Here is a 21,824-nt window from a genome sequence, read left to right on the forward strand (position 1 = left end):
CTGCTGGACGTGGGCGCGATCCTCGTGCTCGGCAGCGGCCTGTACCTGTGGCTGGCGCGGGGCGGCCGGGCGGGGCAGCGAGCGCGTGATGGCTCGAAGGCCCAGTAGCGTCCGTCACCGATGACGATCGCGCGGCGCTTTTCTCCGGAGGGCGCAACGGGCGGCGGGCGGACGGTAGCGCGTCGTCGCGCGCGTTCGAAGCCTAGGCGCTGCAGCAGGATGCTAACGGTCGTCCCGATCGCCCCATGTCTTCCCGCTCTAGCCTGGCGCCGCGCTGTGTGAGGATGCCATGAAACAGGGCCAACCCGAGGCAGGTCACTTTCCATCTTTCCTTGGTCGTGAAGAAGAACCCGCTCGTCGGCATGGATGGCCGCCTCACACGAAGCATCCGTGTGAGTTTCAAACAGCGCGCCTACCCCTATGGCAGTCCACGGACTGCGTCACGCGCTCTGGGCAGCAGGTGAGTAGTGCTGGGTCATTTGGGTCACACGCTTGATGAAAGCGTCAAACCTGAAAGCCCGTCACAAGCGCGCATGTATCCGCAGCATCGACGGTGCCATGTGAGAAAGCTCCAGCCGCGCAACTCGGGCCAGTCCTCGCCAAGCTCAAATACGAATTCGATCGGGGTTCCCGTCGCCTTGGTGCGTTCAGAACACGCCAATCGATTGCTTCGTGCCGCTCGCTGAGAGTCGGTGATGATTGTCTGGTTCTGGCCGATTGCGGCCAGCCATGCATGCCATGCGCTGATCTCGAAGAGCTTGAGAGAAACGTTCAGCCTACCACTGGGCATACATGTCTCAGACATTGATGCGCTGCTTGGCCTTAGACTGTTCAGTAAGTGTCGGTGTCTCTGACTTTTCTTGGGGAAGCACTGCGAAAAGCTAGCTGGCGCCCTCGGAGGGATGTCTCGAACATTAATGGCAAGGAACAGTGGCTGTTCTTCGCCATCAATGTCTGAGACGGCGCATTGAAGTCCGAGACAGGGCATCAGAGCCTGAGACGACCAGCATACAAGCCGCTTCGCTGAAGCAAGCGCGCTCGGTAGCCCGCTTCCGGGCCGGAAGCGGACCTTCGATACGTCCGCCCCAGCTTGATGCTCGCCTCTTCGGCCTCGCCTCGTACTACTCCGCCGAAGACTCCTGCCCAAATTTGATTAGGTTGCCGTCCGGGTCGATAACATAGAGTTCATCCATACCCCATGCCGTGCGAATCACAGCCTGTAGCGCAGGTAGTTTCGGACTAAGCATCCCGATGCACGGCCGCGACGTCCTCCACGCGGAGGTAGCACGAGGTGTTCTCGGCAATGTGCTTGTCATCGCAGGTCCAGAAGTGAAGTTCCGTGTCGCCGCGCACCGCCATGCCGTACGAAAAACCCTCAAAGTGCTGAGTCCGGAAGCCGAGCACGTTCCCGTAGAAATCGAGAGTGCGCTTCATGTCGAGTGAAGCGAGAACAGGGATTGCCTTGCCGAAGCTCGGTCCAGTCATCACGATTTCCGGTTGCTTGAGTCAGCCATTGTGCCGCGGGCCGTCAGATGAATCAGTTAAAAACGTGTTGACTCCCGCCGGACGACCGCTTTCAGGATGATTCTGCTTCCGCTTGGGCCCATCGCAGACATTGCTTGCCCCGATCAATCGCCCGAAAGCGGCCATTCGGACGCTATGGATGGCCTCCAAACGTGGTGAGGATCCAGCCTGGTTCGCCATGGAATTTCGCGATCATCCGCTGATCGTCCTCAGCAGTTCACGCACCCAGCGTTGCCCCGCGTGGCCGTCGCTGCGGTCATGCCACAACATCGCAACCTCGAATCGCTGCACGGACACCGGGCAATCGACGACGCACAAGTCATCCGCGCGACCCCGCACCAGCCGTTGCGGCACCAAAGCGACAAGGTCGGAGTGAGCCACCATGCCGGGAACGAACAGGAACGACGCCGCGGACAGCACCACGTTGCGCCGTATGCCGGCGGCCGCCAGCACGTCGTCCACAGCCGTAGAGAAGTCTCCGCCACGCAAGGACACCACGACATGGTCGAGTTGCGCGAACCGCGTCGCCGTGAGCTTGCGGCGCAGTCGGGGATGATCCTTGCGTCCAATCAGCACATAGCGCTCCTCGAACAGGCGATGGCTGTGCAGCCCGGCGGGAGCGTCACTGGGCGTCATCAACGCAAGGTCGACCTCGCCGCGGGCCATCTGCATCGCCAGTTGAGGGATGTCCAGGATACGCAACGCCACCCGGATACCGGGAGCCCGTCGGCGCAGCTCCAGCACCAGGGGTTGCGCAAGCGCAACTTGAAGGTAGTCGGTGCAGGCGATGCACACGGTCAAGCGGGCCTTCGCCGGATCGAATGCACCGTCCTGGCCGACCGTGGCGCGTACCTGATCCAGTGCACTGCGGAGAGGCGAAAGGAGTTCATCGGCCTTTGATGTGGGCGTCATGCCGCGCTGCGCCGGGATCAGCAGCGGGTCGGCGAACAAGTCGCGCAGTCTCACGAGTTGCGCACTCACTGCCGGCTGGCTCAAGTGCAAACGGCGGGCAGCGCGGGTCACGTTCTGCTCTTCGAGCAAGGCTTCCAGGGTGACCAACAGGTTGAGGTCCAGACGCTTGGTATCCATCCGTTGGATGGTAGGGCAAAAAAAATGCGATTTCACCGATACCAAAGTTCTGCGCAAACTGCAGTGGTTGGCCCGCATGTCGCGTGCCTTTACAGAGAACCGCATGCTCTCTTCTTCCTCATCATTGCCCTTGATCACCGTTGCTGGCGCCTCCAGTAAACAAGGCCGCAGCGTGGCCGGGAGCCTCCTGGCCAGCGGTCGCTATCGCGTGCGCGCTTTGGCACGAAATGCCGACAGCGCGCCGATGCGTGAACTGGCCCAACGCGGCGCCGAGGTCGTCGTTGCCCCACTGGAGGCGGGCCATCAGGCGGCGCTTGCCGCGGCCATGCGTGGCTCGCACGGCGCTTTTCTGATGACACCACCCATGGCACCTGTGCCGCCGCCAGGTCGTCCCGAGCTGGCGCTTGGCGTCGAGTTGGCCGATGCGGCGCTTGCTGCAGGCGTACAGCATGTCGTCTGGAGCAGCCTGGAGAATGTTGAACGTCGCACGGGCGGTACCTTGTGGGCACCGCACTTCACGGAAAAGGCTTTGGTGGAAGCGCATCTACGCACACTGCCGCTGCGCAGTTCCTTTATCCAGCTCGCATTTTTCTACAGCAACTTTCTTGAATACTACGTGCCGCGGCAGCAGCCTGATGGGAGTCTGAGCTTCGCCGTTTATCTGCCGCCGGATGTGCCCATGCCGTTCGTGGACCCTCTGACTGCAACCGGCCCCGCGGTACTTTCGCTTTTCGACAACCCGGATTCGTATGCTGGCCAGACGTTGCCGGTGATCGGTGAGGTACTGACGGCGCGTCAGATCGTGGAGACCTTCGTCAAAGTGACAGGTCGACATGCGTACTACGCGTCGGCCTATGCGCGCAAGGAACTCTTGGCGCATTTTCCCGCGTTCGGGACCGACGAGTTGCTGGTGCGCGAGCTCGTAGGAATGGTGACCTATGCGGTCGACTTCGGGTACTACGCACCGGAAAGAGACTTGGCATGGAGTCGAAGGAACGACCCGAATGCGCTGACGTGGGACCGCTTTCTTCGGCGCAGTGGGTGGAGGGGTGAACCTGCCAGCTTTGGCGTTGCGAACCGCATCGAGCGATGAATGCGTCCCGGCCCACATTCGGCTCCTTGAAGTCGACTGCGCAGATCGCGCCAAGCTGTCACGCGTCGGTTTGCTCGGCCAACGCAAGCCCGCGAATTTCCGGATTTGGATCTGGTGCGCCAACCACCACGCGCTGTAGCTCGCGCCCGATGACCGGAAGATGCCATCGGTGAGAAATCCTCACGACATGCGCAGAACAATCCTCCCACGTGTCGTGCGCTCGCGCATGCGCGCCATGGCATCCGGCAATCGGTCGAACTGCACCACGGATCCGATGCGGTCGAGATGACGCGGTTTGAAGTCGCTTGCCAGGCGGGACCACACCGCCTGCCGGAGCGGCATCGGACTGTTGGCGTTGATGCCAATGAGCCGTATGCCGCGCAGGATCAGTGGCAGCACGGTGGTGTGAAGTTCCACACCGCCCGCATTGCCGAAACTGGTGATCACCGCGTCCGGCGCGGCGCTGCGCAGCAGCCAGGCCAGCATCTCCCCTCCGACGGCGTCCACCGCGCCTGCCCACTGGCCCTTGTCCAGCGCCCGGCCCGACGGCTCGCTCACCGTCGGTGTCAACACGCGGGACGCGCCCAGCGATTGCAGATAGCCGTCCTCGTCTCCTTTGCCGCTGATCGCCACGACCTCGTAGCCGCGTCCCGAAAGAATGTCGATCGCGACGCTGCCTACACCGCCGGTGGCACCGGACACGGCGACCGGCAGCCCGCCGGGCGCCAGGCCGTTGTGTTCCATCCAGTGAACACACAGCGCGGCTGTGAAGCCCGCCACACCGATGGTGGCGGCTTCCTGGAGGCTCAAGCCTTCGGGCAGCGGCAGGACCCAGTCGGCGCGCACGCGGGCGAACTCGGCATGACCCCCGTCGTGGTCCACGCCGACGCCGAAGCCATGCACCATCACAGGATCACCCGGGCGAAAGCGCGCGTCGCTGGAGTCCACGACGCGACCACTGAAGTCGATGCCGCCGATGCGCGGGTACTCGCGCACGATCTGGTTCAGGCCGGCCGCGGCAAGCGCGTCCTTGTAGTTGATGCTGGTGAACGCGACACGCACCACGACCTCGCCGGGCGACAGGTCGTCGACGCCGAGCGTGACGAAGCGGCCCTCGGGCGCGGCATCGGCCGGGCCCTGGTGCAGACGGAAGGCGCGGAAGCGCGTCGGGATTGTCATGGTGTCAGTCCGCCTTGATGCCGGCCGACTTCGCCACGCGGCCCCATTTCTCGGTCTCCGCCTTGATGTGGGCCTTGAACTCCGCTGGCGAGCAGCTCTCCGGCTCGATGCCCAGGCGCGCCAGGTGCTCGCGCATCTGCGGCGTGGCCAATGCGTCGACCATGGCCTTGTTGAGCTTCGTCACGATGGCCGGTGGCGTGCCGGCAGGGGCCAACAGTCCCCACCAGGAAGAGGCTTCCATCGCGACGCCCAGTTCCCCGGTGGTGGGCACGTCGGGCATGAGGGCACTTCGCTTGGCGGCTGCGACGGCCAACGGACGCAGCTTGCCGGCCTTGATCATGCTGTACGTCGGTGGCAGGTTGTCGAAACTCAGGTCGAGCTGCTTGCCGACCAGCGCCGCCACGGCTTCCGAACTGCCCTTGTAGGGGATGTGGAGCAGCCTGGTATCGGTCGTCGCGCGAAAGAGCTCGCCGGCCAGGTGCGGGATGCTCCCGTTGCCCGCCGTGCCGTAGCTCAGCCCGTCCTTGGCGCTGCGCGCCTGCGCGATCAGGCCCTTCAGATCCCTCACCGGCGACTCTGCGTTCACGACCACGTAGACGGGTGCCTTGGTGATCAAAGAGATCGGCGCCAGGTCGCGCTCCGCATCGTAGGGCAGCTTGTCGAACAGGACGGCGTTGGTCGCCAGGTTGGCTGTACCCAACAGAAGGGTGTAGCCATCCGGCGCTGCGCGCGTCACGGCCACGGTGCCGGTCTGGGTCGAAGCGCCCGCGCGGTTCTCGACGATGAAGCTCTGGCCGAAGACTTCGGTCAGACGCTGACCGATGGCGCGCGCCGCGGTGTCGGCGCCACCGCCCGGCGCATAGGGCACGATGATGCGTACGGGCTTGTCAGGGTACTCGGCCGCGTGTGCCAGCGGGGCCAGGCCTGCAACGGCGGCCAACGCGACGAGGGCTGCGGTGAAGAACAGAGGTCTTTTGAAGGGGGTCATCTTGTCTCCTGGTGATGTGCTGTGGCTTGTCGGGATGGCGCGCGAATCACGTTTTCGATCTAGCGGAAGTCGTGCCCTGCGCGCGCCAGCGTGCGTTTCGCGATGTTCAGCTGGTGGATCTGACTGGTGCCTTCGTAAAGGCGGAACAGCCGCACGTCGCGGTAGAAGCGCTCGATGGCGTGCCCGCGGATGAAGCCCGAGCCGCCGAGCATCTGCACGCACCGGTCGGCCACGCGGCCGCACATCTCGGAGGCGAAGTACTTGCAAATCGAGGCTTGCATGGTCACGTCCTGTCCGTCGTCGCGCGCGCGTGCCGTCTCCAGGATCAGCGCGCGCGCGGCGTGGATCTCGGTCTGGCAGTCGGCAATCAGCGCCTGAACCAGTTGGAATTCGGCCACTGCGCGCCCGAATTGGCGGCGCCCGGCCGTGTGGGCGACCGCTTCATCGAGCATGCGAATGGCGGGACCTGTGCACAAGGCGGCCAGGTGGATGCGCTGCTTGTTCAGCACCTTCATCGCCGTCCTGAAGCCCTGACCCAGGTGGCCCACGCCGCCGACGATCTGATCCTCGTGCACCCGACAGTTGTCGAAATGCACCTCCGACACGGGCGATCCCGCCTGGCCCATCTTGTCGTAGGGCGCGCCGGTGCTCAGCCCCGGCGTCGCCCGCTCGACCAGGAACGCGGTGATGCCGCGGGCGGACGGGTCGTTGGCATCGGTGCGCGCCAGCACCGTGAAGAGTCCGGCGATCGGCGCGTTGGTGATGAAACACTTGCTGCCGTTGAGCACGAAGTGGTCTCCGTCGCGAACGGCGGCGGTCTGGAGCGCCAGGGCGTCGGAGCCCGCGTCGGGCTCGGTCAACGCGAAGCAGCCGGTCAGCTCGCCACGCGCCATGCGCGGCAGATAGCGGTCCTTCTGTGCCGGCGTGCCATCGGCGACCAGTGCCTCCGAGCCGATCCCGGTGTTCGTGCCGACGCGGGCGCGAAAGGCCACCGACGCCTGCGACAAGGTCATGGCCGCCAGCGCCAGTTCCTCGGTCGTCATGCCGGCGCCGCCGTAGGCCTCCGGGATGGACCAGCCGAAAAAGCCGTTGCGGGCCAGGTCGTCCACCAGGTCGGCAGGCACTTCGTCGAGGCGCTCGACCTCGCTCTCGCGCGGGATCATCTTCTCCCGCACCTGTTGGTGCACGCTTGCCAGCAGTTCGTCGAAAGCCTTGGGATCGCGGATCATGGTGTGTGTCTCCTCAGATGACGTGGGCTGCACGCAGCGCTGCCAGGTCGGCGGCCGTCAGGCCCAGGGCGCCGTAGATCGAAGCGTTGTGCTCGCCGGTGGCAGGACCGGTGCGCGGGGGAGGGGGCTCGTAGCCGCCGAATCGCGGCACCGATGCCGGTGCGGGCAATGAGCCCAGCTCGGGATCCGGCAGGCGCACGAAGGCCTGCCGAGCGCGAAAGTGCGGGTCGTCCAGCGCGTCGGCGATCGAGTAGATCTTGCTGAACGGCACGCCGTGCGCTTCCAGCAGCACGCTCAGCGTCTCGTAGCCGTTCGCGGCAAACCAGCGCGCGATGATCCCGTCGATCTCGTCGAGGTGGCGCAGGCGCTGCGGGTTGGTCGCGAATCGAGGTTCCTCGCACAGCGCGGGCGTGCCCATGGCAGCGCACAGGCGGCGGAAGATCGCATCCGAGGAGCCCACCAGCGTGATCCACAGGTCGTCACGGGTGCGGTAGATGTTGGAAGGCGCCGTGTAGCTCGCGCGTGCGCCGGTGCGGCCGCGGGCCTCGTCCGACTGCTCATATTCCGCGGCGAGCGGCTCCAGCACACGCAGCAGTGCTTCGGTGGCCGACAGGTCCACCTCGCGGCCGGGGGCGTTCGGTTCGCGCGCCCGCTCGGCCGCCAGGCTCGCGATCGCGAAGGCGCCGAAGAGGCCGGCAATCGAATCGCCGATCGGGAAGTTGATGTGCAGCGGGTGGCGCCCCGCCTCGCCGGTGAGATGGGCCAAGCCGCTCATCGCTTCGAAGATGCGCGCGAACCCAGGCCTGCCGGCATAGGGCCCGGTCTGGCCGAAGCCCGTCAGGCGAAGCACAGACAGGCGTGGGTTGCTGCGTTGCAGCGTCGCCCAATCCAGGCCCCAGCGATCCATCGTGCCGGGGCGGAAGTTCTCCACCAGCACGTCGAAGCCGGTGATCAGCTGCAGAAACAGGGCGCGCCCTGCGGGCTGTCGCACGTCCAGCGAAATCCCGGCCTTTCCACGGTTGAGCACCTTCCAGTACAGCTCGGTAGGGGCGAGACCGCGCAATGGGTCGTTGCCATCGGGCAGCTCGAGCTTCACGACTTCAGCGCCGGCGTCGGCGCACAACGTCGCGCCGAACGGCGCCGCCACCACGGTGGCCATGTCCAGAATGCGCAGCCCGGACAGGGGGCCGCCCGCTGCGCTCGTCATGACGCCTTCCCGCATCGACTGCATCGATCCGGCACGAGGAATTTCTTGACCATCTCGGTGTCTCCAATCTGGCGCAGAGATTAGGGCTCCGCCCGGAGGTGCACCATCGTTGTTTCGGTATATTGAACGCATGTCCGACCCTCGATTCGCGACCAGCCTGGCGCATGGGCTCGCTTTGCTCGATGCATTCGCGGACCGACCTCTGGGCCTGAACAACAAGCAACTCGCGGAGCGCACAGGGTTGTCCAAGGCCAGCATCACGCGCCTGAGCCTCGCTCTCACGACACGCGGGCTCCTGATGTTCGACGCCGATTCCGGACGCTATCGACTGGGCAGCAGTGCGTTGACGCTGGGCTACCCGTTGCTGGCCAGCCTGGGATTGCGCCGCCTCGCGCGCCTGCCGATGACGCAGCTTGCCGACGCGGTCGGCGGCACGGTGTCGCTCGCCATGCACGACCGCCGTCGCATGGTGTATGTGGAAACCTGCCGTGGCCACCTGCGGCTGGGTTTTCGCCCCGATGTGGGGGCCGCACTTCCGATCCTGACGACGGCTGCGGGGCGCGCCTGGCTCGCCAGTGCATCGGCGTCCGAGCGGCAGGAGGTTCTCGAGGCGCTGCGGCGGCACGAGCCTGTCCAGCATGCGACCTGGACGCCGGCGCTGGCACAGGCCATGCGAGACCTCGATCGCAGCGGCTTCTGCCTGTCGCCCGGACATTGGCAGCCGGATGTGCATGCGGTGGCGGTGCCACTTGGCGTTCGTCTCAACGGCGAGCGACTGGTTCTCAACTGTGGCTTGCCGGCGCGCGGACTGGACCGCGAAGCGCTGGCGATGCGCATCGGTCCAAGGCTGGTGACGCTGGCGCGTCGGATAGAGCGCGATTGGCGTGCCGAGCCTGCCGGCACCCCGGCGCCGGTGTTTGGATCGGCCGCCAGGCCGGCGCCGTCAGCCGGTGCGCGTGCGGGCGTCCGGCCTCGTGCGGGCGATGCGGCCGCGCAGACGCTCGCGCATGGACTCGACCTGCTGGCCTGTTTCCAGCCCGGCGAGGACGTGCTGGGCAACGCCGCGCTGGCGCGTCGCCTCGGCCTTTCGCCCCAGACGGTGGTGCGGCTGACCCATACCTTGGCCTGCCTGGGCCTGTTGAAGCGCGACGCGCCGCGCACGGGCTATCGGCTCGGCGCCGGCACCGTGGCCATCGCCTATCCGATGCTCAATGGCTTGCGTCTGCGCAGCCTCGCACGGCCGGCAATGCTTGCGCTTTCGCAGCGGCTTGGCGCGGCAGTGTCCTTGGGCCTGCGGCATCAACTGGGCATGGTCTACGTGGAGACCGCCTGGCGAACAGACGGGCGCTTGTTGCCGCCGGACACGGGCGCCGTGATGCCGATGCTCGCCACCGCCATCGGCCGTGCCTGGCTTTGCAGCGCGACCCCGAGCGAGCGCACGTCGGTACTCAACCAGATCCGTGTGCTCGACCGCGAAGCGGCGGCCCGCGATGCGAACACGATCGATCGCGCCATGGCGCAGTTCGCCCGCCATGGCCACTGCAGCTCGCGTGATTTCCGGCCGGAGATCGAAGCCGTGGCCGTGCCGTTCCCTCGGCCGGTCGACGGGATCCGTTTCGTCATGAACTGCGGCGTGCTGGCGAGCAGGCCACTGGCGGCACGCCGGATTCATGAACTCGGCAGCGCTCTCTCCGAAGTCGTGCAGGCCCTGAGTGCGACGTTGGAACGGTGACCGGGTTCTGTTCACGAGCCTGTGACGCCGACCTCGTGGCCCGCAGGTCGGCCACCGTGGAACCTCTCAGACGCCGAGGCGGTGTGCGCCTCGGCCCCCAGATCCCGATGCCAGCGGCGTCCGCGCTCGCGCCGGCTTGTCAGGCGGACGGGGTCTGGTCGCGCCCGATCCGGTGCGAAATCTCGAGGGCGCATCGGCGCAGCGGCTGGGCGACAGCGCCATCCCACGCACTGTCGAAGGTCGCCGCCGGGCCCATCACGAGGATGCCGAGCACCAGATGACCCGATGAATCGAACACGGGCGCACACAGCGCGTCGATGCCAGGGATCGGCTGACCTTGCGTGCGAGCCATGCCGTTCCTGCGAATTTCGGCAAGCGATGCGTCCAAGGCTTCGGGACTCAGCGGATTCCCCTGTGCGGTGCCATAGCTGAGTCTCGAAATCTCTGCAGAGAGAAGCCGTTCGACGACCTTGGGCGGCATGTAGGCCGCAAAAAGCCGTCCCGTCGCGGTGTTCGCAAGCGACATCACCGTGCCCACCCGCAGGTTGACATGCAGAGGCTGCGTCGGCTCCTCCAGGCGGACGATCGTCGGCCCGAGATTGCCCCACACCGCTACGGCAACGCTTTGCTCGGTCTCGTCGGCCAGCGCCTCGATGAGCGCCGAGGCTTCCTTCACAGGATCGAGCCGCTGCAAGCGGGAGAGCCCTAGCTGCAGCGCAAGGGGGCCGAGTTCGTAATGCCCGGCGCCGGTCTGCGTCACGAAACCCACCTTGAGAAAACTCACCAGATAGGGATGCGCTTTTCCCGCCGTCATGCCAGCGGCCTTGGCGAGGTCTTTCAACGCCACCGGACGGACATGACGCGCCAACTGGAGAAGAAGCGCGCTGCCGATCTCGATGGATTGAATGCCGCGTCGGTTTTTTTCCATTGACGATCTTGGTGTACGGGGAGTACCGAGTGTATCCATGCGGGTTTACCCTGATTATTTCGAATGTGTCTGTCCTAATCGTAGTATCTGATATTAACGAAAGCATTGACAATGATCGAACGACTTTTATACTTCGGGCCCACAAGCACAGCTCAGGAAACAGTCGATGGAACAGGAAGTGATGAACGTGGATGTCCTCGTGATCGGCACGGGCGCATCAGGAATGTCTACAGCGATCACTGCAGCCGCTCAGGGCTTGAAGGTGTTGGTCGTGGAGAAGGAGGCGCGATACGGCGGGACGACCGCGCGTTCGGGCGGGTGGTTGTGGATTCCCGGCACCCGGCTGGCGACCGAGCAGGGCATCAGCGAGCCACCTGGTGCCGCGAAGGACTACCTGCGGCACGAGACGACGACGCATTTCGACGAGAAGCGCATCGATGCGTTTCTCGAGAACGGGCCGAAGGCCATCGACTTCTTCACCCAGAACACCTGCGTGCAATTCGATATGCCAGCGGTGTTTCCCGACTATCACGCCGAGGCCACCGGCGGGCAGCCCGGCGGCCGCTCGATGGTGACGCGGCCCTTCGATGGACACGCGCTAGGCAAGCGCATCAAGGACCTCGCGCCGCCGCTGCCCGAGCTGACCGTCTTCGGAATGATGTTGGGCTCGGGGCCCGAGATCAAGCATTTCATGCGGGCATTCAAGTCACCGACCTCCTTCGTCTACGTGACGAAACGCCTGACGAAACACTTCATCGATGTCGTGAGGAACGGGCGGGGAATGACGCTGACCAATGGCAATGCGCTGGCCGGACGACTGGCGAAAGCGGGCATGGATCTCGACATTCCCGTCTGGCTGTCGTCTCCGGTGACGAAGCTTGTCGCCGAATACGACGGCGTGGCGGGTGCACTGGTCCAGCATGAAGGCAAGACCATCCGTGTCAATGCAGCGCGCGGGGTCGTTCTGGCCTGCGGCGGCTTCCCGTTCGATGTCGAGCGCCGCAAGCAGCTCTTTCCGCATGCGCCCACGGGCAAGGAGCACTACTCGCCGTCCCCCGAGACCAACACCGGTGACGGCCTCCGGCTGGCGGAGGCGGTGGGTGGACGCGTCGACGGCACGATCCCTCATGCGGCGGCATGGGTGCCCACCTCGGTCACCACGCGCAAGGACGGGACGAAAGGAGCCATGCCGCATTTCATCGACCGTGCCAAGCCCGGTGTGATTGCCGTCACCACGAAAGGCGAACGCTTCACCAACGAGGGCAACTCGTACCACGACTTCGTGCAGGCGATGGTCAAGGCGTGTGCCGGTGAGCCGGAGGTTGCTGCATGGCTGATCTGCGACCACAAGGCGCTGCGGAACTACGGTCTCGGCTGTGTCGCGCCTTCGCCGCTCCCGATCGGGAGGCACCTCAGGAGCGGCTACCTGAAGCGCGGCGCGACCGTGAATGAACTGGCGAAGGCCATCGACGTGCCTGCCGCTTCTCTGGAAGCGACCGTTCGCGCGTTCAATGCGGCTGCGTCACGCGGCGAAGATCCTGAATTCGGCAAGGGCAGCAAGGCCTACAACCGCTACCAGGGCGATGCACTGATCGAACCCAATCCATGTCTTGCACCGTTGGAAACCGGTCCGTACTACGCGATCAAGCTGGTCGTCGGTGACATCGGAACCTTCGCGGGGCTCGTCACGGATGCACAGACGCGCGTGCTGGATTCCGACGGGAAACCGATCAAGGGCCTGTATGCGGTGGGCAACGACGCGGCCAGCATCATGGGCGGCAACTACCCCGGCGCCGGCATCACGCTGGGTCCGGCCCTGACGTTCGGCTACGTCGCCGGAATGGCCCTCGCCCAACCTCCGCGCGAGGCGGCAGTCGAGGTCGCGGCACCGATCGAGCGCCGCGAGCCCGTGGCCGTGCAGCAGCGCCCCTGAGCGCGCCTTATTCCATCCAAGGAGTTCCCGTGGCATTTCCCCAAACCATCGCACCCCGACTGCTCGTCGGCCGCCTGGCGCTCGTGACCGGAGCCGGTCAAGGCAACGGACGCACGCTTGCGCTCGGCCTGGCGCAGGCTGGAGCGCGCGTGATCGTCACGGACGTCAACGCCGCAACCGTCGAAGAAACAGCACAGGCCGTTCGCCAAGAGGGCGGCGAGGCGTGGTCGTTCGTGCTGGACGTGACATCCACCGAAGACTGCAATGCGCTCGCCGCGCGTGTCGGACGGGAGATCGGAGAGGTCGACCTCCTGGTCAACAACGCGGGCATCATCATTCGCGAAAACATGTCGTCGCCGAATGCTGCCGCCAATTGGCGCAAGACGATCGACGTGAACGTTCACGGCACCTTCAACGTCACGCACGCATGGCTTTCGGCAATCAAGGCCAAAAAAGGCAGCGTGATCAACATCGCATCGATCGCAGCCTACGCAGGTCAGGCAGCAAGTCTCGGCTACGCCCCCAGCAAGGGCGCGATCAAGATGCTGACGCAGTCCTTGGCGCAGGAACTCGCGCCGTCCGGCGTGCGAGTCAACGCGCTGGCACCGGGCGTCATCGCCACGCCCATGACGGCAGCCACGCGCGAGAACCCGACGCGCCTCGCGTCCTTCATGACGCGCATCCCGATGGGCCGCGTCGGTGAAACCGAGGACCTGGTGGGCCCGGTCATCTTCCTGGCTTCCGACATGTCGCGCTATGTCACCGGCATCACGCTGGCCGTCGACGGCGGATTCCTCGCAGTGTAAGAAACCGAACAGGGCACGGTATTGCCCCAAGAAGACTCGATTTTTCCCAGGAGACAAACCATGAAACTGACTCGTCTTTATGCAGCCACTCTTGCGGCTGCAACCTTCGCCGCCAGCTCTTTCGGCGCTTCGGCGCAGGACATCAAGGTGGGGTACAACGGCGATCTTTCCGCATCGCCTTCGGCACAAAGCGGGCAGGCCGCGGTGCTGGGCATGGAGGCCGCCATCGCCGACATCAATGCCGGCGGAGGAGTCCTCGGGCGAAAGCTTGCACTCGTGACGCGGGACGACACGTCTGCCCCTCCGAAGTCGATCCAGAACATGAGCGACCTGATCGACAACGAGAAGGTCACCGCGGTCTTCGGTCCCACGAATTCCGGTAACGCGATGGCGTGGAAGCACATCGCCAATCAGAAGAAGATCCCTGTCCTCGGCAACGTCGGCTCCGGCACCGACATCACGAAGCCGATGAGCCCGGGCGCTGACAACTACATGTTCCGGGTGTCGATGGTGGACCGCGAGCAGGTCGCTGCCCTGATGGCCTACGTGAAGAAGAACGCGGCCAACTCGAAGGTGATCGGCCTGATGGCCGAGACCACCGGCTACGGCCAGGGGGGCCTGAAGGACATGCAGGAGATCGCCGAGGTCCAGGGCATCAAGCCGGCAGCCACGGAGCGCTTCGGCGTCGGCGACACCGACATGACGTCGCAGTTGAACAAGATGAAGGCGGCGAAGGTCGACACCATCGTCGTGTGGGCGCAGGGCACACCGATCGCCCAACTCGTGCGCAGCATGGAGAAGACGAACTACTTCCCTCTCATGCTGACGTCCTGGGCTGCGGACAACATCACTTTCTACGACGCCGCTGGCAAGGGTCTGGCCGAGAAGCCGTTGTTCATGCGAACGGTCAGCGAGACGCGCACGCCTTCACAGCAGAAGCTGTTCGATCGCATCGGCACGAAGCTGAAGGCCCCCGGTTCGTTCTCGTTTGCCCTGCACGGCTACGACTCGGTGCTGCTCTATGCGGAGGCTGTGAAGCAGGCCAAGACGACTGAAGGATCGGCCGTGCGTGCGGCGCTGGAAGACCTTGGCGCTCCGGTTCAGGGTGTCCTCAAGACTTACAACAAGCCCTTCAGCAAGACGAACCATGAAGCGCTCACGGCCAAGGATCTGGTCTGGATCAAGTGGAAGGATGGAAAGCTCTTGCCTTACACGGACTCCCTGATCGATTCCCTCAGCGTCGCCGACTTCAAACAATAAGTTCAGAACCGCGTCGAGCCGCAGGGGCGGAAGACGCGAAAGTGGAGACATACCATGGCCGAAGCCATCTTGCAGGCGATCCTCAGCGGACTCGCCGTCGGGGGAGCGTACGCGTTGGTTGCGCTGGGGTTCAGCATTACCTTCACGACGACGAAGACACTCAACTTCTCGCACGGGGAGTTCGTTTCGGCCGGAGCCTTCATTGGAATGAGTGCGCTCTTCCTGATGCTCGGCTTGCCCGTGACGTCCACCACATTCGGAGAGGCGTTGCCGTCCGCGGGAGCGCAGCTGATTGCGCTTGCGGCCGCACTGGGCATCATGGGCTTGCTCGGCTGGCTGCTCTACGTGATCGGTGTTCGGCCGTTTGCAGGCCGACCGGGTATGGCCTGGGTCATGAGCACGCTCGGTTTCGGCGTCATCCTGCAGAGCATCGGTCTGGCTGTATGGGGCCCGAAGCCTGTCGTGGTACCTGCGCCCGTCGGGGACGCGGTGATCCGGTTCGCGGGCGTGGGGGTGCGTCCGCAGGAGCTGCTGACGCTTGGCGTGGCGGTCGTCGTCATGATCGGCTTCGACTGGGTGATGAACCGCACGATGGTCGGAAAAGCGATGCGCGCCGTCGCCGCGAATGGCAACGTGGCCAGCCTGATGGGCATCAACACCAACGCCGTGATGATCGGCGCGTTCGTGGTGAGCTCCGCGCTCGCAGGCCTGTCAGGTTTCCTCCTGGCACCGATCGCCCAGGCTTCGCTGTTCATGGGGCTGACAGTGGGTCTCAAGGGATTCTCCGGCGCCATGATCGGCGGACTGAGCAATCCTCGCGGTTGCGTCATCGGCGGATTCGTCCTCGGCGTCTTCGAATCGCTGGTCAATCTTTGGCAAGCGCAGTGGCGTGAGGTCGCGGTCTTCGGCCTCGTGATCCTGGTGCTGGCCTTCCGCCCGACCGGCCTCTTCGGAAAGCCCATGGTGGAGAAGGTATGAAGCAGGTCCAGCATCCGCTCGGTGTCCTGATCGTGGCGGCAGGGCTGATCGGGCTCACCTCCCTCCTCGGAAATGACTACTACCTGCGCATCGTGTTCATGATGTGCGTGTACTACCTGTGCGCCGCCGGCATGAACGTGCTGGTCGGGTACGCAGGTCAGAAGTCGTTGGGTCAGGCAGGTCTCTTCGCTGCGGGCGCGTATGCCGTCGCGTTGCTGACGACGCGAACGGACATGAATCCATGGCTCGCGCTCGTCGCCGCCGCTGCGATTTCCGGTGTGTGCGGCGTTCTGATCGCACTGCCATCCTTGCGGGTCAAGGGGCCGTACCTTGCGATGGTGACCCTTGCGTTCGGCATCGTCGTGGAAAAACTGGTCGGGGAGTGGACCGACGTCTTCGGCGGCGCGCAAGGCATCTACGGCATCAAGCCGCTGACCTGGAACGGCCAGCCGCTCAGCGCCGAGCAGTGGGTCTGGCTTGGAATCGCCCTTTGCGCGCTCACGCATCTTCTGCTGCGCAACCTGCTGAATGGACGGTTCGGTCGTGCCTTGCTGTCGCTGCAAGCCGATGAGATCGCGTCGTCCTCCGTGGGAGTGCGTGTCTACCGCGCCAAGGTCATCGCCTTCGTCGTTGCCGCAGTGACCTGCGGCATCGCGGGATCGCTCGTGGCTCAGCAGAACCAGTACATCAATTCAGATTTCATCACCTTCCACCTGTCCGTCTTCATCCTGCTGCTGGTCCTGTTCGGCGGCGCTGGCTCGATGTATGGCCCTCTGGTGGGCACGATCGTGCTGACGGTGATCGATGCGTTCCTGGCGCGCTGGCCCTCGGCGCAGCATTTCCTTTACGGCTTCCTGCTCCTGTTCGCGCTGTATTTCATGCCGTGCGGCGTCGTGGGCCTGTTCTCCAAGCGCTTCCACAAGACCGACCGTGCACCGGAATCGACGGGCGACGTCCCCCGGCACATCGGCCCGCCGGGCAGCGGGGATCTGCTGGTCGTCCAAAACGTCACGAAGCGATTCGGCGGCGTGAAGCCGGCCCAGGACGTCTCTTTCCGTCTGCAACGAGGACACATCCATGCCCTGATCGGTCCGAATGGCGCCGGTAAGAGCACCATGATCAACATGCTGACTGGGCTGATCGATCCGAGCGAGGGATCGATCCGATTCAAGGGCGAGGAAACGGTGGGGAAGCCCCCGCACGAGATCTGCTGCATGGGCGTGGGACGCACGTTCCAGAACTTGCGGCTTTTCTCGGATCTCTCCGTTCTCGACAACGTGATGCTGGGCCGTCACAGCCGCATGAAGAACGGCTTCCTGTCGTCTCTGCTGGCTTGGCCTGGCGCGCGGAGGGAAGAGGCCGCCACGCGCAGGCGCGCCCTTCAGATGCTCGAACTGGTCGACCTTCTGCATCTTGCGCATCAGCCGGCCGGAAGCCTGCCGTATGGGCTTCAGCGCCGTGTGGAACTGGCGCGTGCCTTGGCCACCGAGCCGGAACTCCTCTTGCTCGACGAACCTGCAGCAGGGCTCAATCCGCAGGAGACCGCCGAGCTTGGCCGGCTTCTGGTGAAGATCGGAAAGTGCGGCGTCAGCATCCTGATGGTCGAGCACCACATGGACCTCGTGATGTCTGTCTCGGATCACGTGATCGTCCTGGACTACGGCATCAAGATCGCAGAAGGAAAGCCGGCCGAAGTCCAGTCGAACCCACGCGTGATCGAGGCCTACCTCGGCGTCGACGACGAAGAAGCGGCCACGGCCTGAGGAGACAAGAATGCTGAAACTTGAAGCAGTGAAGGTCTCCTACGGAGCCATCGAGGCCGTGAAGGGCGTCAGCCTGGAAGTGAGAGCGGGGGAGGTCGTCACGATCATCGGTGCGAACGGTGCCGGCAAGAGCACCTTGCTCAAGAGCATCGTCGGCCTGGAGCCGGTTGCCGCGGGCAAGGTGTTCATCGGCGGGAAAGACGCGACGCACGTGCGTGCGCACGAGCGGGTCGCACTTGGCGTGGCGATGTCGCCGGAGGGCCGCGGTGTCTTCGCGGACCAGACGGTCCGAGAGAACCTGATGCTTGGCGCCTACTCGCGCCGGAAAGATACGGCCGCCATCGAGTCCGTCATCGAACGCGAGTTCCAGCGCTTCCCGCGGTTGCGTGAACGGCAAGACCAGCTGTCGGGGACGCTGTCAGGCGGCGAACAGCAGATGCTTGCCATCGCACGCGCGCTCATGAGCGATCCCAAGCTCCTGTTGCTCGACGAGCCTTCTCTGGGGTTGGCCCCGTTGATCATCAAGGACATCTTCAGCGCCATTCGCCAGCTGCACGAGTCCGGTCTGACGATCCTGTTGGTCGAACAGATGGCCAAGCAGGCGCTCGGTGTTGCCGACCGTGCCTACGTATTGGAAACCGGCCACATCACCCTGGAGGGCTCGGGCCGCGAGCTTCTCAACGATCCCAAGGTCAAGGCCGCCTATCTCGGCACGCATTGATCTCCCACCACCCATCGAAGAGGACACCCATGACTGCAACCAAGAAATTTGCCTCCCAAGCCGACCTGGAGGAGAAGAAGGTCACATTCAGCCAGATCTCCGAGCATGCCTGGGCCTACACGGCAGAGGGCGACCCCAACACGGGCATCATCATCGGCGACGACGCCGTCCTGGTGGCGGATACGCAGGCGACGCCAGCGATGGCCGCCGACGTCATACGCCGGATCCGCGAGGTGACGGACAAGCCGATCAAGTACGTCGTGCTGACCCACTATCACGCCGTGCGCGTCCTGGGCGCCAGCGCTTACCAGCCGCAGCAGATTCTTGCCAGCCAGGATACTTATGACCTGATCGTGGAACGCGGTGAACAGGACAAGGCCAGCGAGATCGGCCGCTTCCCGCGCTTGTTCCAGAACGTCGAGAGCGTGCCGCCAGGGATGACGTGGCCGACCATGACCTTCACGGGAAAAATGACGCTCTGGCTCGGCAAGCTCGAGGTCCAGCTGCTGCAGGTCGGTCGTGGCCATACGAAGGGCGACACGATCGTCTGGCTTCCGCAAGAGCGTGCGCTTCTCAGCGGGGACCTCGTGGAGTTCGGCGCGACACCGTATGCCGGTGATGCGTATTTCAAGGACTGGCCGCAAACGCTCGACAACCTCGCCGCCCTCGAGCCGAAGGTATTGGTGCCCGGGCGCGGCGCCGCACTGACCACCCCCGACGAGGTGGCCAAGGGCTTGAGCGAGACCCGCGACTTCATCGCCGATGTCTATTCCAACGTCCAAAAGGGCGTCGCTGCCGGCCAGGACCTGAACACGGTCTACAAGGACACCTTCTCGGCGATGAAGCCGAAGTACGGGCATTGGGTGATCTTCGATCACTGCATGCCATTCGACGTGACGCGGTGCTACGACGAAGCGACGGGGTACACCGATCCGCGCATCTGGACGGCGGAGCGGGATATCGAGATGTGGAGAACGCTCGAGGGCCAATAGCACTTGGCCGTGCGGCGTTCCGCTTGAGCGCCGCGGTGTGCTGCCGCATTGCGTCCTGCCGCCGGTAGCTGACGGACTGTCCGCCGCACGGGGCGCCCGGTCCGCCTGCTGGCCGGCGTGCCGTCTCTTTCCCATCTCCTGCGCTTCCTGCCTGACCATGCCCCACGCCCTTCCCCAGGTCCGCTTCGCACCGTCGTCAGACGTCGGTGCCGCATCGGCGTGGGCTGGCTGTGCGACGCCAGGTGTCGCACCGAGGCCCTCATCCGCCGGGCCGGCTCTGTATGAATGAGCAGAGGCTGCAGGTCGGACGTCCCGCGATGCTGCTGCTCGGCGCGTGTGCCTTCTGCAGCATGGCGTCGTTGCGCATTTGCGATGCCATGCTGCCGCACCTTGCCGTCCAGTTCTCGGAAAATCTCGGACAGGTGGCCGGCGCCATCTCGAGCTTCGCGCTGGCTTACGGCCTTCTTCAGATTTTTTATGGCCCGATGGGCGATCGGTTCGGAAAGGTCCGAGTCATTGGCTGGGCCACCCTGCTTTGCACCGTCGGCAGCGCTGGCGCCGCGATGGCGCCGACGCTCGACTGGCTGATCGCGTGGCGCGCCGCTTCAGGCGCCGCCGCCGCGGGAATCATCCCGTTGGCCATGGCCTGGGTCGGCGACAACGTCGACTACGGGCAACGACAGGAGGTGCTGGCGCGATTCCTGGGTGCGACGGTTCTTGGCATGATCTGCGGGCAGTGGCTCGGCGGGCTGATCGCCGCGACCCTCGGATGGCGCGCAGCCTTCGGTCTCATGGCGATGATCTTCCTGTCTGCCGGCATGTATGCCGTCACGCAGGCGCGCCATGATGGGGCGGCGGCGGTGCGCCAGCAGGCCAGCGCATGGTCTCGGATGTCGACGGTGCTAAGGGCGCGATGGTCGCGAGTGATCCTGGTCACGGCCCTTCTCGAGGGTGCACTGGTGTTCGGGGTGATCGCCTTTCTTCCGACCTTCCTTCATGCGCAACATGAACTCTCGACATCCACCGCGGGTGCGATCACAGCCATGTTCGGCGTCGGTGGGCTGGTCTACAGCCGGTTCGCCGGATCGATGCTGAAGCGCCTTGGCGAGACGGGCCTTGCGAAGGGCGGCGGTGCCTGTCTGGCAGCGGCGTTCATCACGGCGGCGATTGCCCCGCACTGGCCCTGGACCATCCCCGCCTGTTTCCTCGCTGGCTTGGGGTTCTACGCGTTGCACAACACACTGCAGGTCCATGCCACGCAGATGGCGCCCGCATTCAGAGGTACGGCAGTGTCGTTGTTCGCGTGCGTCCTGTTCATCGGCCAGTCGATGGGTGTGGCGTTGGCTTCGTCCCTCTCGCGGCGCATCCCTCTGGCAACCGTGATCGCGATTGCCGGGTTCGGGCTCGGCATGCTCGGATGGTGGCTCGCCGGCCAGATCAGCTCGCGCGAGCGCGAGTTCGGAACCCTCACCCCATGACGGAGCCTACCTCGCGTGATGCGCTTCGCGTCCAAGGCGTCCTGATCGGCGCTATGGCGATCTGGGGTCTGAACGTGTCCGCGGTCAAGGAGCTGACCCATGTATTCGACCCCGTGGTGCTGGCAGCGCTGCGCATGGTCGTGGCCTGTGCGGCACTGACGTTCATCGTGTGCTTCAGGAAATGCAGTGCGCGTGGCCTGGCGTGGAGGCAGGTCGGCGCATTGGCCGTTTGCGCCATCCTGATGGTTTACGCCAACCAGATCCTCTTCGCCGAAGGCCTTCTTCGCTCGACCGCGACCAACGGTGCCTTGATCATGGCGCTCAGCCCGCTCGTGTCGGCTTTGCTGGGTGCGCTGCTCTTCAAGGAGCGACTCACGTCTTCGAGGATTCTCGGAGTCGCACTGGGTTTTGCGGGCGTTGCTGCGGTGGTCCTGAGCCATCCGGGTGCGGGCTTGTCCTCGGCAGGAAGGGGTGACCTCATGCTTGTCCTTTCCGTCGTCAGCTTCGCGGCTGGCGGTGCTGTCGTTCAGCGCCTGGCGCGACGGATGCATCCGCTGACCATCAGCTGGGTGATCTACCTCATTGGGTCGTCGCTCTTGGCGGGGCATGCGCTCATTGCGGAGGGCGCTTCCGTCGGCAGCAGTCTTCTTGCTGCCGGATGGTGGCCCTGGACTCTCGTCCTGTTCTCTGCCGTGTTGGCCACAGCGCTTTCCAACCTCGCGTGGAACGATGCAATCTCCCGCATCGGGGTTGCGCGCACGGCGGTGTTTCTCTACTGGGTGCCGATCTTTGGCGTTGCCTTCGCGGCGCTACTCCTCGGGGAGCGCTTGACGCTCTGGCACCTCGGCGGCTTTCTCGCCGTCATGGCCGGAACCTACCTCGGAACGCGCAAAGCTTCCGTCAAGCCAGTCCTCAAACCTTAGG

Annotated in this window: 19 protein-coding genes; 11 read left to right on the plus strand and 8 right to left on the minus strand. The window is 64.7% G+C overall.

What is annotated here, in order from left to right:
• Positions 1 to 484 precede the first annotated feature (484 nt).
• The 3 genes from ACSFBC_RS15240 to ACSFBC_RS15250 form a co-directional block, all read right to left on the minus strand.
• On the minus strand, positions 485 to 805 hold the full coding sequence (locus ACSFBC_RS15240) for a hypothetical protein (protein ID WP_435511189.1): 321 nt from the start codon (positions 803 to 805) through the stop codon (positions 485 to 487).
• A gap of 434 nt (positions 806 to 1,239) precedes the next feature.
• On the minus strand, positions 1,240 to 1,485 hold the full coding sequence (locus tag ACSFBC_RS15245) for a VOC family protein (RefSeq protein ID WP_435511190.1): 246 nt from the start codon (positions 1,483 to 1,485) through the stop codon (positions 1,240 to 1,242).
• 231 nt (positions 1,486 to 1,716) lie between these two features.
• Positions 1,717 to 2,751: a LysR family transcriptional regulator gene (locus ACSFBC_RS15250; RefSeq protein WP_435511191.1), complete on the minus strand. Its 1,035-nt coding sequence runs from the start codon at positions 2,749 to 2,751 to the stop codon at positions 1,717 to 1,719.
• On the opposite strand from ACSFBC_RS15250, the gene ACSFBC_RS15255 reads away from it, so the two are divergent.
• Positions 2,717 to 3,706 carry an NmrA/HSCARG family protein gene (locus tag ACSFBC_RS15255; protein WP_435511192.1) on the plus strand — a complete coding sequence of 330 codons (990 nt, stop codon included), beginning with the start codon at positions 2,717 to 2,719 and terminating at the stop codon, positions 3,704 to 3,706. The genes ACSFBC_RS15250 and ACSFBC_RS15255 overlap by 35 nt on opposite strands.
• Before the next feature lie 180 nt (positions 3,707 to 3,886).
• On the opposite strand, the gene ACSFBC_RS15260 is transcribed toward ACSFBC_RS15255, so the two are convergent.
• From ACSFBC_RS15260 to ACSFBC_RS15275, 4 genes are read right to left on the minus strand one after another with little or no spacing between them, the layout of a single operon-like run.
• The gene (locus ACSFBC_RS15260) at positions 3,887 to 4,885 is read right to left on the minus strand and encodes an acrylyl-CoA reductase family protein (protein WP_435511193.1); all 999 of its coding nucleotides are present in this window, start codon (positions 4,883 to 4,885) and stop codon (positions 3,887 to 3,889) included.
• 4 nt (positions 4,886 to 4,889) lie between these two features.
• Positions 4,890 to 5,873 carry a tripartite tricarboxylate transporter substrate binding protein gene (locus tag ACSFBC_RS15265; protein ID WP_435511194.1) on the minus strand — a complete coding sequence of 328 codons (984 nt, stop codon included), beginning with the start codon at positions 5,871 to 5,873 and terminating at the stop codon, positions 4,890 to 4,892.
• Between the two features lie 59 nt (positions 5,874 to 5,932).
• Complete coding sequence (locus tag ACSFBC_RS15270) at positions 5,933 to 7,102, minus strand: acyl-CoA dehydrogenase family protein (protein WP_435511195.1); 1,170 nt, start codon at positions 7,100 to 7,102, stop codon at positions 5,933 to 5,935.
• 13 nt (positions 7,103 to 7,115) lie between these two features.
• On the minus strand, positions 7,116 to 8,309 hold the full coding sequence (locus ACSFBC_RS15275) for a CaiB/BaiF CoA transferase family protein (RefSeq protein ID WP_435511196.1): 1,194 nt from the start codon (positions 8,307 to 8,309) through the stop codon (positions 7,116 to 7,118).
• Positions 8,310 to 8,439: 130 nt separating this feature from the next.
• On the opposite strand from ACSFBC_RS15275, the gene ACSFBC_RS15280 reads away from it, so the two are divergent.
• Positions 8,440 to 10,041 carry an IclR family transcriptional regulator gene (locus ACSFBC_RS15280; RefSeq protein WP_435511197.1) on the plus strand — a complete coding sequence of 534 codons (1,602 nt, stop codon included), beginning with the start codon at positions 8,440 to 8,442 and terminating at the stop codon, positions 10,039 to 10,041.
• A 139-nt stretch (positions 10,042 to 10,180) separates the two neighbouring features.
• Here the strand turns inward: ACSFBC_RS15280 and ACSFBC_RS15285 are convergent, their stop codons facing one another.
• Positions 10,181 to 10,969, minus strand: coding sequence for an IclR family transcriptional regulator (locus tag ACSFBC_RS15285; protein ID WP_435511198.1), 789 nt, complete (start codon positions 10,967 to 10,969; stop codon positions 10,181 to 10,183).
• Between the two features lie 166 nt (positions 10,970 to 11,135).
• Between ACSFBC_RS15285 and ACSFBC_RS15290 the strand changes: the two genes are divergently transcribed.
• From ACSFBC_RS15290 to ACSFBC_RS15330, 9 genes are all read left to right on the plus strand, one after another.
• Positions 11,136 to 12,902: an FAD-dependent oxidoreductase gene (locus tag ACSFBC_RS15290; protein WP_435511199.1), complete on the plus strand. Its 1,767-nt coding sequence runs from the start codon at positions 11,136 to 11,138 to the stop codon at positions 12,900 to 12,902.
• Between the two features lie 29 nt (positions 12,903 to 12,931).
• Positions 12,932 to 13,708, plus strand: coding sequence for an SDR family NAD(P)-dependent oxidoreductase (locus tag ACSFBC_RS15295; protein WP_435511200.1), 777 nt, complete (start codon positions 12,932 to 12,934; stop codon positions 13,706 to 13,708).
• Positions 13,709 to 13,768: 60 nt separating this feature from the next.
• Positions 13,769 to 14,968 (plus strand): ABC transporter substrate-binding protein, encoded by a 1,200-nt coding sequence (locus ACSFBC_RS15300; RefSeq protein WP_435511201.1) that lies wholly within the window; start codon positions 13,769 to 13,771, stop codon positions 14,966 to 14,968.
• A 54-nt stretch (positions 14,969 to 15,022) separates the two neighbouring features.
• A complete protein-coding gene (locus ACSFBC_RS15305; protein ID WP_435511202.1) occupies positions 15,023 to 15,946 on the plus strand; it encodes a branched-chain amino acid ABC transporter permease in 924 nt (307 codons plus the stop codon).
• On the plus strand, positions 15,943 to 17,709 hold the full coding sequence (locus ACSFBC_RS15310) for a branched-chain amino acid ABC transporter ATP-binding protein/permease (RefSeq protein ID WP_435511203.1): 1,767 nt from the start codon (positions 15,943 to 15,945) through the stop codon (positions 17,707 to 17,709). The genes ACSFBC_RS15305 and ACSFBC_RS15310 overlap by 4 nt, the downstream gene beginning before the upstream one ends.
• A gap of 10 nt (positions 17,710 to 17,719) precedes the next feature.
• Positions 17,720 to 18,430, plus strand: coding sequence for an ABC transporter ATP-binding protein (locus ACSFBC_RS15315; protein ID WP_435511204.1), 711 nt, complete (start codon positions 17,720 to 17,722; stop codon positions 18,428 to 18,430).
• Positions 18,431 to 18,459: 29 nt separating this feature from the next.
• Positions 18,460 to 19,422 carry an MBL fold metallo-hydrolase gene (locus ACSFBC_RS15320; RefSeq protein ID WP_435511205.1) on the plus strand — a complete coding sequence of 321 codons (963 nt, stop codon included), beginning with the start codon at positions 18,460 to 18,462 and terminating at the stop codon, positions 19,420 to 19,422.
• Positions 19,423 to 19,739: 317 nt separating this feature from the next.
• Positions 19,740 to 20,900, plus strand: coding sequence for an MFS transporter (locus tag ACSFBC_RS15325; protein WP_435511206.1), 1,161 nt, complete (start codon positions 19,740 to 19,742; stop codon positions 20,898 to 20,900).
• A complete protein-coding gene (locus tag ACSFBC_RS15330) occupies positions 20,897 to 21,823 on the plus strand; it encodes a DMT family transporter (protein WP_435511207.1) in 927 nt (308 codons plus the stop codon). Before ACSFBC_RS15325 ends, ACSFBC_RS15330 begins: the two co-directional genes overlap by 4 nt.
• The last annotated feature ends 1 nt before the right edge of the window (position 21,824 follow it).

The organism is Variovorax frigidus, from assembly GCF_051216515.1.
Taxonomy (GTDB): Bacteria; Pseudomonadota; Gammaproteobacteria; order Burkholderiales; family Burkholderiaceae_C; genus Variovorax.

Coding starts and splice junctions, on each gene's coding strand:
- ACSFBC_RS15240 (WP_435511189.1), bottom strand. CDS start 805: ATGTCTGAGACATGTATGCCCAGTGGTAGGCTGAACGTTTCTCTCAAG.
- ACSFBC_RS15245 (WP_435511190.1), bottom strand. CDS start 1,485: ATGACTGGACCGAGCTTCGGCAAGGCAATCCCTGTTCTCGCTTCACTC.
- ACSFBC_RS15255 (WP_435511192.1), top strand. CDS start 2,717: ATGCTCTCTTCTTCCTCATCATTGCCCTTGATCACCGTTGCTGGCGCC.
- ACSFBC_RS15260 (WP_435511193.1), bottom strand. CDS start 4,885: ATGACAATCCCGACGCGCTTCCGCGCCTTCCGTCTGCACCAGGGCCCG.
- ACSFBC_RS15265 (WP_435511194.1), bottom strand. CDS start 5,873: ATGACCCCCTTCAAAAGACCTCTGTTCTTCACCGCAGCCCTCGTCGCG.
- ACSFBC_RS15270 (WP_435511195.1), bottom strand. CDS start 7,102: ATGATCCGCGATCCCAAGGCTTTCGACGAACTGCTGGCAAGCGTGCAC.
- ACSFBC_RS15275 (WP_435511196.1), bottom strand. CDS start 8,309: ATGACGAGCGCAGCGGGCGGCCCCCTGTCCGGGCTGCGCATTCTGGAC.
- ACSFBC_RS15280 (WP_435511197.1), top strand. CDS start 8,440: ATGTCCGACCCTCGATTCGCGACCAGCCTGGCGCATGGGCTCGCTTTG.
- ACSFBC_RS15285 (WP_435511198.1), bottom strand. CDS start 10,969: ATGGAAAAAAACCGACGCGGCATTCAATCCATCGAGATCGGCAGCGCG.
- ACSFBC_RS15290 (WP_435511199.1), top strand. CDS start 11,136: ATGGAACAGGAAGTGATGAACGTGGATGTCCTCGTGATCGGCACGGGC.
- ACSFBC_RS15300 (WP_435511201.1), top strand. CDS start 13,769: ATGAAACTGACTCGTCTTTATGCAGCCACTCTTGCGGCTGCAACCTTC.
- ACSFBC_RS15305 (WP_435511202.1), top strand. CDS start 15,023: ATGGCCGAAGCCATCTTGCAGGCGATCCTCAGCGGACTCGCCGTCGGG.
- ACSFBC_RS15310 (WP_435511203.1), top strand. CDS start 15,943: ATGAAGCAGGTCCAGCATCCGCTCGGTGTCCTGATCGTGGCGGCAGGG.
- ACSFBC_RS15315 (WP_435511204.1), top strand. CDS start 17,720: ATGCTGAAACTTGAAGCAGTGAAGGTCTCCTACGGAGCCATCGAGGCC.
- ACSFBC_RS15320 (WP_435511205.1), top strand. CDS start 18,460: ATGACTGCAACCAAGAAATTTGCCTCCCAAGCCGACCTGGAGGAGAAG.
- ACSFBC_RS15325 (WP_435511206.1), top strand. CDS start 19,740: ATGCTGCTGCTCGGCGCGTGTGCCTTCTGCAGCATGGCGTCGTTGCGC.
- ACSFBC_RS15330 (WP_435511207.1), top strand. CDS start 20,897: ATGACGGAGCCTACCTCGCGTGATGCGCTTCGCGTCCAAGGCGTCCTG.